The organism is Colwellia sp. PAMC 21821 (genome assembly GCF_002077175.1).
Taxonomy (GTDB): domain Bacteria; phylum Pseudomonadota; class Gammaproteobacteria; order Enterobacterales; family Alteromonadaceae; genus Cognaticolwellia.
Genome location: NZ_CP014943.1, coordinates 2,358,953 through 2,373,775, shown reverse-complemented (window position 1 = coordinate 2,373,775; position 14,823 = coordinate 2,358,953). Strand labels below are relative to the sequence as shown.

Here is a 14,823-nt window from a genome sequence, read left to right as displayed (position 1 = left end):
TATGACTTCTAAGAATAGCAGTGAATTTACATAAAAAATTAAGGTTACCCACAGCCATGTTTTCCTTTAGGAGTATAGGTAAAATAAACCAATATGCCTATCCGATGTAACAAGTCGTGTTTTCTTGATTTTAGAGCTTGCTGACTGATACTCGGTGCAGATTTAAGCAGGATGAAATTATATAGCAGTGATATATCTGGTTGTTCGATTCAAAACATTATTCATTTACACACTAGCAAGCATAGTTGACCCTACCTTGATTGAAAGCATACAACTGCGGGGGCAGGTTCGTTGAAAAACCAGCTGCGGGGTCAGGTTCGTTGAAATATCTGCAAAGTGCTCATAGCCGCCATAAATAAAACAAGCAAAATTTATTGCCAGCCAAAGCGCCAAAGTTTAGGTTCTTTTAAATCGCGCCAGTTTATAGCGTATTCACTATTATTAATGACCGCAGTGATTAAACATTCGATAACATTTTTCTGTTCATCAAATTCTACCTGTGTAATCACAAAATGTTTTTCACGATTTTCAACACTCAGCTTGGTCCACTTGCTATGCAACAGTACTTTGGGGTTAACTCTGTTCATGACGCTAATGCCAAAAGTTTGTTTATCTTGACTAAAAATGCATCCATCGTTTCTTGCTGCTGAAAATCAAAAGTGTAACGACCGTGGAACAACAAGGTTAAGGTCAAATCCTTGTAACCTAAAAAACAAGTATATCCATCAAAATCATGCCAAGCTTTTATGCCTTGAAATTCATAATTACCATCAGTTTTACTACCTTGGGTAGTCACGAGATTAAACACCTGTAATAAATCGCTTAACGCGACATTATTGTTTTTCATCATTAGCATAAAATCCTTTGTCTATAACGGTTACTCTTTGATTGACCACACATGTCATCAATAGTGCAGTCTAGCTCAAGCAATGCAGAAAAAATATTATTACCACGTAAATACGCTTTTGCTTCGACTATTGAACCGACTACTTCGGCTGAGTCTTGTCTTAGACCGACAAGATTATTATTTAAATCGACGATACCAACGAGGTAATGATTGGTATTGGCAACACCAATAATCATCGGTGGCGAAATGGTGGTTGAATTTGAACTTGATTGCACAATAAACCTCCCTGGTTTATTACTCATATAAATTGCTTGTATTGTTAGCAATATATACGGTTCAATTTTCAAAAAAGTTCAATAGTATCTATTTTTATAATCACTTTATTAATGAAATGGACTGTTTATACACCCTAAAATCAGCCATATATGAGCATTATTTTAATAGTTTCATGTATTAATGATTAAATGTAGCCGCTGTTTTTGATCAGAAGAAATGATGATGAGATGGATATTAATACCAAGCGGTTAGTCTATTAACACGCTTGGTTTAACACGCTTGGTTCAACACGCTTGGTTCAACAGAGCAGTTTACATTATTGGTATGCACCTTGGGCATAAGTTAATTCATAACTATGGCTATAAATTTCTAGGATGTTACCAAACGGGTCTTCCATGTAGATCATACGGTAAGGTTTTTCACCCGGGTAATAGTATCGAGGCTCTGCCATACGTTTTTTACCGCCAGCAGCAACGATTTTTTCCACCAACTCTTCAAGGTTTGGATCTTGCACACAAAAATGAAAAACACCAGTTTTCCAGTATTCAAAATTATTTTTTGGATTTTGCTGATTTTTAAATTCAAATAACTCTACGCCGATACGGTCGCCAGTCGACATATGGGCAATTTTGAATTTTTCCCAATTAGCACCGAATACATCCGTACACATAAGTCCGATGGCGCTGTCGTCTTCAACAACTTCTGTTGGTTCCATAATTAAATACCAACCTAACACTTCAGTATAAAACTTAACTGCTTTTTCGACGCTCGGTACTGAAATGCCAATATGTGAAAATGTTCTTGGATATGCTTTGCTCATGTTAATCACCGCTTTTAATTTGATGGACAAATTATAGGTAACATTATAAATTATGAAAAATTATCATTAATTATAATCATGAGTACGTTTTGTTGTGATAAATCTTGTATGGTTAAAAACATTTTGCACATTAGTTGATGTTGGCCACTTCACTAAAACTGCCGATCTGCTTTTTATGACCCAGTCAGGGGTCAGTCAACAGATAAAAAAACTAGAGCAGCAACTAAACACGCCATTGCTGATCCGCGAGGGTAAGTCTTTTTCCCTTACCGACGCAGGTATAAAACTGAACCGACAAGGGCAAAATTTATTACAGAGTTCAGCCGAGTTAGAAAAATCAATCAAACAAGATAATCCTTATGCTGGCACGGTAAAAATTGCCTCGCCGGGCAGTATTGGCTTAAAGTTATATCCTTATATGCTCGATATACAGCAACAACACAGTCAATTAGCTATCGACTACAAATTTGCGCCAAATAAAAATATAGAACAAGACTTAGCTGAACGTAAAATTGATATTGGCTTGGTCACTGAACTGAGTAAAGCAGAGAATATTGTCAGTCAAAAAGTTGCTGTTGAACCATTGGTGCTGGTTACTTCAAATAAAGTCAGGACTATAACTTGGCAACAACTGACAAAAATCGGCTTTATAGGGCATCCTGATGGCCAGCATCATGCTCAGTTGTTACTCAGTAAAAACTATACCCAATTTGAGCATATTAACCAGCTTGAGCACCGAGGTTTTTCAAATCAAATTAGCTTAATTCTTGAGCCTGTTAGCCGCGGACTTGGTTTTACCGTTCTACCTTTACATGCGGCCAATGCCTTTAGTAAACCTCAAGACCTAAAAATACATTCGTTAACGCACTCGGTAGATGAAACACTGTATCTATGTCAGAACCGTCACTCGCTTAAAAACAATCGCAGTAAGTTTATTAAAAAGGCAATTATCAATTTCATCGGTTAGAGTACATCACTTAAACTAACTGGCTTAACACCAACCTATTTTGCCTCCTCAATGACCACTTTTCCGTTAGCGCTATTGAATAAATACTGAAACTAATTGCACCAATCTGGAGCAATTAGTTTCTATGGTGCACATATGCCCAGCTTAACATTTCTCAGCAATCATTCCGGAAAACAAAATATTCATTATTTTACAACATCCTACAATCAAAAATAACACATTAAAGATAGTGGCATAAGAGTTGAAAGTATAATGATATTAATACTTAGCTACGGTGAAAATTATGCTTTCAACTTTTATTAAACAACACAAACTACCTGAAAAATTTAGACAAACAGCGAAAGACTATTACCAACCTCTCGCCGAGCGAATTTTTAGCCAGTTTACAAAAAGTAGTAATGCTTATTTTGTCGGTATTAATGGCTGTCAAGGCAGTGGTAAATCAACACTCACTGATTTCATTGCCGAATATCTGACAAAAGCACATCAATTAAATGTTGTTGTAATGTCGTTAGATGACTTCTACTTCACAGGCGAAAAACGCCAACAATTAGCACATGATATTCATCCCTTATTAGCAACTCGAGGTGTGCCTGGCACCCATGACATGAACATGTTAGAAGGGGTTTTAAAAAAGTTAAAAACAAAAAGTACCGGCTTCTCTATTCCAAGATTCAACAAAGCAACTGACGAACCTTTCCCTGAAGAGCAATGGCAAGCAGTTGAATACCCGATAGATATTATTTTATTAGAAGGATGGTGCTGGGGTGTTAAACCACAAACAGACGAACAATTAAAAGCCCCGGTCAATGAACTTGAACTCAAGCACGATGCTAACGGTGACTGGCGCAATTATGTCAATAAGCAGCTAAAACTTAATTACCAACCGTTATATGAACAGATGGATTTTTGGTTAGCACTACAGGCGCCTTCATTCGATTGCGTATATAAATGGCGCTTAGAGCAAGAACAAAAATTGAAAGACAAAAATATCGGTTTAGCGAATTCAAAAATAATGAAATCTGCTGGCATTCTAAATTTCACGCAATATTTTCAAAGGCTTAGCGTGCAAGCATGTAATACTATTTCACAGTCCGCTGATGCTATTTTTTATCTAGATTACGCTAGAAACATTACAAACTTGCCGATAGTGAAAGATGTATGACTACTAAAAAAGCCATTATATTCAGCGATTTAGACGGCACATTACTTGACCATTACAATTATCAATCAACGGCTGCTGATCTAACACTGCAACAATTACGCAGTGCCAACATTCCGGTGATTTTAAATACCAGTAAAACATTTGCTGAACTTGAAGTAATTCATGCTGAACTCAAACTTGATACGCCATTTATTATCGAGAATGGCGCCGCTATATTCATCCCAATCAACACCTTTAATTCACAGCCCGAAGATACCGAGATTATCGGTAACTATTGGGTTAAATCGTTCTGCTTACCTAGGCAGCATTGGCTAAATTTACTTTCGGTGCTTAGTCGTGAATATAGTCAGTATTATCGAGGATTTACATCGTTATCGGTCGCAGAGTTAAGCAGCATAACGGGTTTAAATTTAGCACAAGCTGAACGAGCAAAGCAGCGACAATACGGTGAAGCAATACAATGGTTGGGTGATAAGGTAACAAAAAAAGCCTTTATAGAACATCTAGTTGAATTAGGCGCTAGCGTCGTTCATGGCGGAAGGTTTATCCATGTGGGAGGCTTTTGTGACAAAGGCCAAGCACTTATTTGGTTAACCGAGAAATATCGAGAGCATTACGATAACAGTTCGGTCTACACCATTGCCTTAGGTGACGGTGAAAATGACACGCCCATGTTAGACGCGGCAGACATAGCTGTGCAAATACGCTCACCCGTTCATGATTTCCCGCTATTGTATCGACAATATAAAACTAGTCAAAGCCGAGCATATGGCCCCAAAGGCTGGGCAGAATCGATACAGCAACTCCTGGCAGAGCAACTACTGGCTGCACAACAAAGTTCACACTCAATTTAATCAGAGGTAAATCATGGCTGACTTTTATCAAAATGGAACCGTTACCACGTTACATAACTTAGCTCAACGCGCGCCAGAAAATATGGCCGATGAGTTACTAGCGTTCTCAAAATCACGCTCATTAGGGCTAATTTTACCGTCACTATTTTCCGAGTTAGAGGGTAAGGCTTTACCAGATATTATAAGTAAAATTAAAGACGTTAAATATTTATCAGAAATAGTTATCGGCTTAGACCGCGCAGATTTAGCGCAATACAAACACGCGTTATCATTTTTTGGCCAGTTACCTCAACATCACCGCGTATTATGGAATGACGGCCCAAGACTACAAGCAATAGATGCGAAATTACAAGCCTTAGGTTTAGCACCCAAAGAGTTAGGTAAAGGACGAAACGTTTGGTATTGCATGGGCTATATTTTATCTTCAGGTAAAGCTGACTCTATTGCGCTGCATGACTGTGATATTTTAACTTATGAAAAAGAGTTACTTGACCGACTCCTTTATCCAGTGGCTAATCCATTGTTTAATTATGAATTTGCCAAGGGTTTTTATGCCCGCGTTGCTGGTGGAAAAATTAACGGCCGTGTTTCTCGTTTATTGGTTACGCCATTGATTAAAGCCCTGAAAAAAACCGTTGGCCATTGTGATTATCTTGAGTATATGGACAGCTTTTTGTATCCCTTAGCCGGTGAGTTTTCATTTCGTCGCGATGTATTAAGTGATATTCGCATTCCAAGTGACTGGGGATTAGAGATTGGCGTATTATCTGAAATGTATCGCAACTACTCACCAAACCGCTTATGCCAAGTAGATATTGCCGCCACTTACGACCATAAACATCAGGACTTGTCTTTAGATAATACGGCTGGCGGTCTGTCAAAAATGTCGATTGATATCAGTAAAGCCTTTATTCGTAAGCTCGCTACTCAAGGTGAAACGTTCAGCGCTGAAAAATTTAGAACATTAAAAGCAACTTACTATCGTATTGCTTTAGATTACGTTGAAACCTACCGAAATGACGCAATGATGAATGGGCTTGAACTCGATATTCATAGTGAAGAAAAAGCGGTTGAAATGTTTGCGCAAAATATTTTAACGGCGGGCAATACTTTCTTAGAAAATCCAATGGAAACGCCATTTATTCCTTCATGGAATCGCGTTATTAGTGCTATTCCTGATATTTTATCGCAACTAAAAGAAGCAGTAGAGCTAGATAACCAAGAATTTAATCAAAATTAAGGGAATTGTCGACTATGTCAGCGCAGAGTGAACCGTTAAAAAACAAATTAATTCAACAGCTTTCGACTATTTATCAAGATGTAACACTTAAAGAGTCAACACATAACATTGCTGATGCTCTGATTGATATTATGCAATTATCTGGCGATATGGAGCCACCAAAGCCTTTTACTAATCATTGGTCGGAAACTGATATTGTGTTGATCGCCTATGGTGACAGTATTATAAAAACAGGTCATCAACCGTTACATACATTAAAAACGTTTTTAGATAATCATGTGAAAGCCACTATCAATAGTGTGCATATTTTGCCATTTTTTCCCTACAGCTCTGATGATGGCTTTTCGGTAATCGATTACTCTTCGGTTAATGAATCTTTAGGCAGTTGGCAAGATATCACTGAAATAAGTCAACATTATCAACTGATGTCAGATTTAGTGATTAATCATTGCTCAAGCCGCAGTGCATGGTTCGACAATTTTATAAAAGGGGAAGGACAAGGCCATGACTTTTTCTTTACCGCACAATTAGACGATGATTTATCTATCGTTGTTCGACCACGAACATCGCCTTTATTAAAAGAGGTGGTTACCGGTCAGGGGCAAAAATTCGTGTGGTGTACCTTTAGTCACGACCAAGTAGATTTTGACTTTCGTAACCCCGAAGTATTAAAAGCGTTTACTTCCATCATCAGGCAGTACCTTGATAGCGGCGTTAAAATTTTTAGGTTTGATGCCATTGCATTTTTATGGAAAATTGTCGGTCGCGATTGTATCAACTTACCTCAAACGCATGAAATTGTGCGATTATTACGCACGTTAATTGAGTCTGCAGACCCCAAAGCTATTATCATTACCGAAACCAATATCCCTAACACCCAAAATTTAACCTACTTTGGCAACGCAAATGAAGCGCATGGTATTTATAATTTTTCGTTGCCTCCTTTGCTCATCAACACATTACTGACCGGTAACTGTACGCATTTAAAGCGCTGGCTTATGAGTATGCCACCTTCGCAAGACGGTACTATGTATTTCAACTTCATTGCCTCGCATGACGGTATTGGCTTACGCCCAGCTGAAGGCTTATTAAGTGACGCTGAGCTTGATAATTTAGTGCAAACTGTCGAAAGCTTTGGCGGTAAAATTTCATGGCGAACGTCAGACAATGGCGAGCAAAAAGCTTATGAAATGAATGTGGCGCTTTATGATGCACTGCAAGGCACCGTTAAAGGTAAAGATCAGTGGAATTTTGAACGTTTTATTTGTGCACATGCCATTATGTTTGCCCTCGAAGGTATTCCAGGGATTTATATTCACAGTATGCTGGGGACACAAAACGATTATAACAAACTTGCTAATACCCACAATAATCGCTCGATTAACCGACACCGCTGGGATGAAGATGCATTAGAACTGGCCTTAGCGGATAATAACTTACATCATGCAAAAGTGCTTTCAACGTTAAAGTCATTATTAAGTAAGCGCATAAAACAGCCAGCATTTCATCCCAATGCCACCCAATTTACGCTCCATTTAGGCTTAAAATTATTTGGCTTCTGGCGACAAAGCCAGAATAGAAAACAAAGCATATTTTGTGTCAGTAATATTTCAGATAAACCTGTCACATTACCCTTAAGTGAGCTTAACCTAATCGTTACAGAAGACTGGGTAGAATTGATTAGCGGCGAAGAAATAACCGAGTTAACGCAAGCGCTAATGTTGTCTCCTTATCAAACAGTATGGATATCAAACGGCATGCATAACAAACACAATGCATAACCAGGTAAAATGGGTCCGTTTTATCGGGGGAAGATCAACACGCGTTGAAATAAAGTTAGATGCTGTCTTCAGTAACAGCATCACTTGTAGCTGCATCACGTAACGAGTCAACCTCTATAACTTCGATTCTGTTACGGCCATTTTCCTTGGCTCTATACATGGCAATATCTGCACCTTTTATTACGTCTTCAAAGTTACTATGTTGGTCGTTAACCGAACAAATACCTAAACTTAAAGTCACACCAATATCTTTACCTTGAAATGTAATACCATTATTTGCTAAAGATATTTGAATGCGCTCAGCGGTTTTTACGGCCCCACTTAGCTCACTATCAGGTAAAAGAATTATAAATTCTTCTCCGCCATAACGAGCAAAAAAATCAATATTGCGTATTTCTCCAGTACATACTTTGCACAGGTGCTTTAAAACCTCATCGCCAAATGAATGGCCATATTGATCGTTTACATCTTTAAATAGATCACAATCTAGTAATATAACCGTAAACTTGTTTTTAGTGCGTTGAAAACGAGAAAACTCAGCATTTCCTCGTTCAAATAGCGCTCGGCGATTGGCCACTTCAGTTAACGGGTCAGTATTAGATAACTGTTCAAGTACTTGGGTTCTTTCTGCGACAATTTGAGTCATTGACTCTAAAGAAATAGTGGTTTCACTTAACTCTTTGTTCATGTCGTTAAATGCGTTAGCGATACTGTCAAACTCTTCCGATTTATTAGTCAGTTGTATTTTCTGGAAGTTTCCGCTGCGATTTTTTGCAAAAGCTAATTTAATTTCTTTAAGTGAGGTTCTAAATATTCTCCCTAACTTAAAAGCACCAAAAACTAAAATTAAAAGGCTCAGAGACAATATAAATAAAATAAGTATAACCTGCTGTCGAATAACATTATTTACATCGACTTGCACGGTTCTGTATAGCTGCATCGAGTCGGCTTTTATCGCTTCTAACTGTGTTATTAATCTCACTTTTAAATGGGTTTTTATTTTGTCATCTGCATTTATTAATTTATTTTTATTGATGGCATTAAATAAGCGCAGTACATTTTTATTCTGACTTTCAATACTATTTTGAATGGTTTGTTGTTGTGGCGTCAAACTTGGGGGTAGTCTCAATAACGCACTAAATTCACGATCTAAAACCAACCAACTATCGGTATTAAAGTCGCTAGCATATATATTTTCACTACTAATAAATTGTTTTAAAATATTGGCATGATTCTCAATTTTATTGGCATACCTTTCTCTTTCTAAGGCAATATTTACCACATGAATTGACCATAGAATACTGATAACAAGTACAATAAAAAATAAACAGCTACTGAGTGTAAAAGAGTATATGTGCTGCTGTAAGCTTAACTTCATAAAATATCCTTATTTACAGTGATAAATTCACAGATCCTGGTTCTACCTTTGTTAGCGCCCTACTATCAACAAAAAGCTCAGAATTGTAAACACTGTTATACTCCCCTAATTTTGCTTCCATGGCCCAAATAGCTTGAGATTTAATATTTAATATCAGTGAATGATTCAAGCTAAGCTTAAAAATATAATCAGACCATACCCACTCAATAAACGCAGGGTCTACTTGAAGTTCATCTACCACTATTTTTTTAGATTCTTTAGGATTCGAGACAATATAGTCAATGGCCAGTCGTAAACCTTCGATCACGCATTGTGCTTTTTCTACGAGCTGGTTATTTGCTGTTTGAGAAAGTAAATTGAAGCTCAGCGTACTTAAGCTTTTAGTATCATGAATTTTTATTTTGTTATTGAGCAGTTGTCGTGCTTGAAAAGCAAAAGGCTCCCAAGGAAGAATAGCGTCAACCTCCCCATTACTAAAGCCCTGTAGTAATTGTTCTGGCTTATAGTCGATTAACTCAATATCCTCAATAGTTAAGCCTTCAATCGCTAACAAGGTACTTAAAATATATTCGCTGGATGTGCCTTTAGTCACTCCGACTCTTCTTCCCTTGAGATCACTTGTAGATTCAATATTTTCAGAGGCGCGAGTAATTAATTTCACGTCATTATCTGATTGCACAAACATTGCATGGGTTACAAAGGACGGCTTATGTGTAGTTAAACTTTGAAAAGCAATAACAGAATCAGAACTGGTACCAAAATCAACCTTACCACTCATCACTTTTTCAAATGCGGCATGGCCTCCTATCACCTGATCATATTCAATTTTGACACAAGTATCATCAAAAGCATGGATCGCTTTAGCAACATAAAAAGGTGCAGACAGTGGGGTTTTAGAAACAGCAATTGTAATAGAGGTTTTTTCCTGATGCCCAAGATGTTGTAAATAAAAATAAGCTATTCCAATACCAATAATAATGAGCACGGTTATGTAAGATGCTAGTGAGTGTTTTTCAGAGAAGTTTTTCAATCTTTGGTTTTTTCCTATTCACTTTTATGATGGGCTAAGATGGTACACATTTAATACGATAAGCTATTAAATAATAATATTAGCAGTTGAATTTCAAACTGCTTTTTAATTACGGTAAAAATTACTACCGCTAAGCCACGTGACAAAGCTAATTGAAGTCATAAAATTAATTTATCTTCTCACTAAGCCAAAACACAGAGGTGATCGAAAATGCTATCCATTACGTAATGGAATATAAGATACAACTTACCAGACATTACTTACATGAAATATATTAATCACGAAGAACTGCTAAAAATGGATCCACAATATAGAGTTCAGATTATTAATAGCTTGTCTGGCTTTAAAAGCGCCAACCTTATTGGTACTCGCGATGATAAAAACATTAATAACTTGGCAATTTTTAGCTCCGTATTTCATCTTGGCGCAGCTCCGGCCTTAGTCGGATTTATTTCACGTCCTGACAGCGTAGAAAGACATACCTTAAGAAATATTCAGCAAACAGGACAGTTTACCATTAATCAGGTTAATGCCGATTTTTGGCAGGCTGCTCATCAAACATCGGCACGCTATGGTGATGACGAATGTGAATTTAAACAAACCGGATTAACGCCACACTTTATCGACAATGTAGATGCGCCATTCGTACAAGAAAGCCAGCTAAAATATGCTTTAAAGCTTAACGAAATAGTGCCAATTCGACTAAATAATACTTTGTTAGTCATTGGCGAGATAACCGATATTCTCTGTGATAGCGCAGCGATTAGGACGGACGGTTATATTGATATTGAATCATTAAACACCGTAATGGTTTCAGGGCTCGACAGTTACCATACCAGTAAGCGACTCTCACGTTTAAGTTATGCTAAGCCAGGTATATTACCGACAAAAATTTCAATCGATGGCAAGACCTAAAAACAATCTAAAAATAAGCTAAAGATAAGCTAAAGATAAGCTAAAGATAAGCTAAGGTGATATAAACCTTACGGGGATAATTTCATGTTAACAATTTTTTATGATGGCAACTGCCCGCTATGTGCAACTGAAATGGCGCACCTAAAAAAGCATGATAAAGAAAATACTATTCACTTAGTGGATATACACCAAAGCGATTTTTCTACACGCTACCCTAGCGTTAGTTTTGACGCCGCTATGAAAATATTGCATGGGTACTACAACGGGCAAATTTTACTTGGGCTTGAGGTTACACATAGGGCTTGGACTATAGTAGGTAAAGGCTTTTGGGTTGCACCATTAAATTGGCCTATAATTAAAACCATTAGCCACTGGGCATATTTAGGTTTAGCAAAATACCGTCATCAAATTTCAGCGTTACTCGCCAAAGTATTTAACATTAAAACCACTCACTGTACTTCAGGAACATGTTATGACAACCGAACAAACACTGATCATCGGCGCAAATAGCAATATTGGTAAAGCCATTGCCACACAAATACAGACTTCAGAAAGCACAGGTTTACTATTGATCAGTCGAGGCTTAGTGGATAATGAGTCAGTAACTAGCGAAACTCTAGCAGATAATGTTACCAAAATTATGCTTAAAGACTACCAACCACAGTCTATAGACCAAGCCATAAGGTTATTAGCACAACATGATCATGCGCCAATAACTCGCGTATTTGTCTGTAATGGCATACTGCATAATGACACTATTCAACCAGAAAAGCGTTTAGAAGATTTTGACGCCCAAGCATTTATGGAAGTTATAACATCAAATACCTTAACGCCAATGTTGTGGATACAAAAGTTAACCCCTTTATTGACAGGGAAGTCACCCTGCAAATTCGTGCTATTTAGTGCCCGAGTTGGCAGTATCAGTGATAATCGTTTAGGGGGTTGGTATAGCTATAGGGCATCAAAAGCGGCATTAAACATGATGGTTAAAACCGCGGCAATAGAGTTAGCCCGCAGAGCGAAAAACATTAAGTTAATTGCTTTTCACCCAGGGACAACAGATACGCCACTATCAAAACCATTCCAAAAGAATGTCCCAGCTAATAAGCTTTTCAGCTCAGAGTTTGTCGCTACACAGCTATTAGATATTGTTGAAAAAGCGCCATTAGACCAAACAGCAAGTTATCTCGATTGGCAGGGTGAAGTCATTAATTGGTAGTTTTGGTAAGCCTGTTGTTGAAAAAATGTCGAACTGGCTTATTTAAAAGCCACACTTGAAATCGCTAATGAAAACGGTCCTGCAGCCTTTCTTGTCACTAAAAACCCCACTTCGATGATGTTTTCTGCTAATAAAACGGGTGCGTTAGAAATATTACGCCCCCTGAACGATGCTTGAAAATCAGCCAGTATAAAGGTTAATTCTTCTTGTTGACCTACAACCGTATTGAAGTGCTGTTTATAAGCCAACCGATAACCATCAAGTGTTACGCTCGCTCTTAACTGATACGTCAATCCGTCACCTAGTACATTGATCGTTACAGTCTTAAGGCCTTTAGACAAAGGTTCTATCGAACGAAATACTGAACTAAAGCCGCCGTTATTATCCAGCGAAATATTGCCTTCAAAAACCGCTTTATTTCCTTGTAATGAAAAATGCCCTTGGGATTTTCCTCCCATAACTCCATCATTAGTTATGCGCCAATTTTCAAGGTTATGTTGCTCGGTAAAATCAATCATAAAGGTAGACTCTTTTTTGTCAGTAATAAGCGCTTGCTGCATCTCGTTGCTGGCAGCGGAAACGCCGGCGAGCAGAGGAAAGAATAAAAGTACATAAGGTGCAACTCGCATTATGCTTGCCTATTCATTTATAAAATATGATTACTAACCAGAAAAATCGGCAGGCTCACCAGCAAAAACTTTAGTAATACCATCACTTAGCTCTGTAAGCTCGTTTACTACAATATTGGCCAAGCTAGCATATTCAAGCGTTTCGCCATGTGTAACTAAACATGACATAGTATTAGCATTTTTTGCGGCTTGCAGGTCATATAAGTAGTCACCAACATATAATAAATTTTCAGGCTTTACTTGCCACAACTGAGCTAAATGCAATAAAGCATCGGGTGCGGGTTTAGCTTTATGATCTGCTCTTGTGAATAGCAGTTCAATATCAATGTTGTTATTTTGCATTTTGATCAATGCCGCTTCACGACAATTTCGTGTGACAATAGCACAAGGAATATCTAACTGAGCTAACAGTGCGAGGAGTTCTTCAGTACCAAGAAGATTTTTTGCATTCAGCGCGTCATTAATTTCATATTCAACGACTAAATTATGGGCAACAATACGCTGTTCTTCTGGCAAAGCATCAACGAAATCTAATAAATCGATATCGTTATCACAACCCAAATCAGCCCTTATCTGCTGAAAATTCAAGGTGGAAGAAACCAAGGTATTATCTAGATCAAATATCACGCCCAATAATTTATTCACTAACAATGGTAAACACTCCTATTTTAATCACGGTAAATTAACCACAAGCGTGAATTAAGTTTTATTTTTATCAATCAGCACGATTATATTACGTTGTAAAATTTACGTCTCAAAATATACGTCTCAAAATAAAATTAAGATCAAACTTTGCCAACGTAAGGTAAAAGTGTCAGTTAATAACTTGCCACCATTGATGATTTACCAGCAAGCATTTAAACAAGATACCTGAGGTGAATAAGCGCTCTGCACTGGAAGAAAAAACTAATTAAGGCAACAAATAACCTGCTGTAGAGGCTATTAGTTCCTTAATATTGAATTTTGTCGTATCGAAGTTACACATAAATAATATAAAGTTAAACTTCGTCAAACGGGTAATTATGCCAATTAACATAAATTATCGACTATTCTACAGCTAACTAAAATTTCAACAAATACGATGCTATAAGTGCATTAAAAGCGAAGCCTGATCTTTCTTAGGCATCTTGCTCACTACCAACATATAAGAATTATCAATCATGCGCTCAATCTCACCTTGTGGAATTGAACCATCTAATATCACCGTATTCCACTGTGCTTTATTCATGTGATAGCCAGGTATAACTGCACTAAATATATCGCGCAACATAACAGCTTCTTCAGGATCACACTTTAAATTAACACAATAATGCCCGGCCATTTTACCACCGGTTCCTTTTTCAGTCCCTTTACCTAACGCTAATGTCGCAAACATTTTATGTTTTACTTTAAAAACACTGACATCATCGCCAAATGGAAAATATTCAATTGTTTCTAATTTATTAAGTAAATAACGCTTTGCTTGTATGCTATCCATAATTTCAATACTGCGCCTTAAAGTGGGTTAGTAATAGCGTATGCTGATAACTAGCTTTCAACAAGTAATATCGATAGATAAAAACTAATTATTTTTATCTATCGATATTTTAATTCTTTTATAATCAAGGATAAAAAACCAACACATGTATATTTAACGCTTTTATCTGGCTATTTTAAAATCATAATATAGGGCAAAAAATTTCACTTAAACACCCCTTAAACT

17 protein-coding genes are annotated in these 14,823 nt (G+C 37.3%); 8 read left to right on the top strand and 9 right to left on the bottom strand.

Annotated features, from left to right (window positions below; translation table 11 throughout):
- Positions 1–371: 371 nt before the first annotated feature.
- The 4 genes from A3Q33_RS10170 to A3Q33_RS10155 form a co-directional block, all read right to left on the bottom strand.
- Positions 372–587 carry a TIGR02450 family Trp-rich protein gene (locus A3Q33_RS10170; protein WP_081179835.1) on the bottom strand — a complete coding sequence of 72 codons (216 nt, stop codon included), beginning with the start codon at positions 585–587 and terminating at the stop codon, positions 372–374.
- On the bottom strand, positions 584–850 hold the full coding sequence (locus A3Q33_RS10165; protein WP_231295828.1) for a DUF3081 family protein: 267 nt from the start codon (positions 848–850) through the stop codon (positions 584–586). Before A3Q33_RS10165 ends, A3Q33_RS10170 begins: the two co-directional genes overlap by 4 nt.
- A complete protein-coding gene (locus A3Q33_RS10160; RefSeq protein ID WP_196798082.1) occupies positions 850–1,122 on the bottom strand; it encodes a hypothetical protein in 273 nt (90 codons plus the stop codon). Before A3Q33_RS10160 ends, A3Q33_RS10165 begins: the two co-directional genes overlap by 1 nt.
- Positions 1,123–1,439: 317 nt before the next feature.
- Complete coding sequence (locus A3Q33_RS10155; protein WP_081179833.1) at positions 1,440–1,943, bottom strand: lactoylglutathione lyase family protein; 504 nt, start codon at positions 1,941–1,943, stop codon at positions 1,440–1,442.
- A 94-nt stretch (positions 1,944–2,037) separates the two neighbouring features.
- Between A3Q33_RS10155 and A3Q33_RS10150 the strand changes: the two genes are divergently transcribed.
- The 5 genes from A3Q33_RS10150 (at position 2,038) to A3Q33_RS10130 (ending at position 7,950) form a co-directional block, all read left to right on the top strand.
- Positions 2,038–2,910 (top strand): LysR family transcriptional regulator, encoded by an 873-nt coding sequence (locus A3Q33_RS10150; RefSeq protein WP_081179832.1) that lies wholly within the window; start codon positions 2,038–2,040, stop codon positions 2,908–2,910.
- A gap of 283 nt (positions 2,911–3,193) precedes the next feature.
- Positions 3,194–4,075, top strand: a complete 882-nt coding sequence (locus tag A3Q33_RS10145; protein ID WP_081179831.1) for a kinase — start codon at positions 3,194–3,196, stop codon at positions 4,073–4,075.
- A complete protein-coding gene (locus A3Q33_RS10140) occupies positions 4,072–4,929 on the top strand; it encodes an HAD-IIB family hydrolase (RefSeq protein WP_081179830.1) in 858 nt (285 codons plus the stop codon). Before A3Q33_RS10145 ends, A3Q33_RS10140 begins: the two co-directional genes overlap by 4 nt.
- A 13-nt stretch (positions 4,930–4,942) precedes the next feature.
- Entirely contained in the window at positions 4,943–6,169 is a 1,227-nt protein-coding gene (locus A3Q33_RS10135; RefSeq protein ID WP_081179829.1) for a glycosyltransferase family protein, read from the top strand.
- 14 nt (positions 6,170–6,183) lie between these two features.
- Positions 6,184–7,950, top strand: a complete 1,767-nt coding sequence (locus tag A3Q33_RS10130) for a sugar phosphorylase (protein WP_081179828.1) — start codon at positions 6,184–6,186, stop codon at positions 7,948–7,950.
- A gap of 55 nt (positions 7,951–8,005) precedes the next feature.
- On the opposite strand, the gene A3Q33_RS10125 is transcribed toward A3Q33_RS10130, so the two are convergent.
- On the bottom strand, positions 8,006–9,328 hold the full coding sequence (locus A3Q33_RS10125) for a GGDEF domain-containing protein (RefSeq protein WP_081179827.1): 1,323 nt from the start codon (positions 9,326–9,328) through the stop codon (positions 8,006–8,008).
- Between the two features lie 13 nt (positions 9,329–9,341).
- Positions 9,342–10,358: an ABC transporter substrate-binding protein gene (locus A3Q33_RS10120; protein WP_081179826.1), complete on the bottom strand. Its 1,017-nt coding sequence runs from the start codon at positions 10,356–10,358 to the stop codon at positions 9,342–9,344.
- 264 nt (positions 10,359–10,622) lie between these two features.
- Between A3Q33_RS10120 and A3Q33_RS10115 the strand changes: the two genes are divergently transcribed.
- From A3Q33_RS10115 to A3Q33_RS10105, 3 genes are all read left to right on the top strand, one after another.
- A complete protein-coding gene (locus A3Q33_RS10115; protein WP_081179825.1) occupies positions 10,623–11,273 on the top strand; it encodes a flavin reductase family protein in 651 nt (216 codons plus the stop codon).
- An 84-nt stretch (positions 11,274–11,357) separates the two neighbouring features.
- Positions 11,358–11,783 carry a thiol-disulfide oxidoreductase DCC family protein gene (locus A3Q33_RS10110; protein ID WP_081179824.1) on the top strand — a complete coding sequence of 142 codons (426 nt, stop codon included), beginning with the start codon at positions 11,358–11,360 and terminating at the stop codon, positions 11,781–11,783.
- On the top strand, positions 11,746–12,492 hold the full coding sequence (locus A3Q33_RS10105) for an SDR family NAD(P)-dependent oxidoreductase (RefSeq protein ID WP_081179823.1): 747 nt from the start codon (positions 11,746–11,748) through the stop codon (positions 12,490–12,492). Before A3Q33_RS10110 ends, A3Q33_RS10105 begins: the two co-directional genes overlap by 38 nt.
- Before the next feature lie 38 nt (positions 12,493–12,530).
- Here A3Q33_RS10105 and A3Q33_RS10100 read toward each other — a convergent pair whose 3' ends face one another.
- From A3Q33_RS10100 to A3Q33_RS10090, 3 genes are all read right to left on the bottom strand, one after another.
- The gene (locus tag A3Q33_RS10100) at positions 12,531–13,121 is read right to left on the bottom strand and encodes a CIA30 family protein (protein WP_231295827.1); all 591 of its coding nucleotides are present in this window, start codon (positions 13,119–13,121) and stop codon (positions 12,531–12,533) included.
- A gap of 33 nt (positions 13,122–13,154) precedes the next feature.
- On the bottom strand, positions 13,155–13,766 hold the full coding sequence (locus A3Q33_RS10095; RefSeq protein ID WP_231295851.1) for an HAD family hydrolase: 612 nt from the start codon (positions 13,764–13,766) through the stop codon (positions 13,155–13,157).
- A 439-nt stretch (positions 13,767–14,205) separates the two neighbouring features.
- Positions 14,206–14,598: an MmcQ/YjbR family DNA-binding protein gene (locus tag A3Q33_RS10090; protein WP_081179821.1), complete on the bottom strand. Its 393-nt coding sequence runs from the start codon at positions 14,596–14,598 to the stop codon at positions 14,206–14,208.
- Positions 14,599–14,823 lie beyond the last annotated feature (225 nt).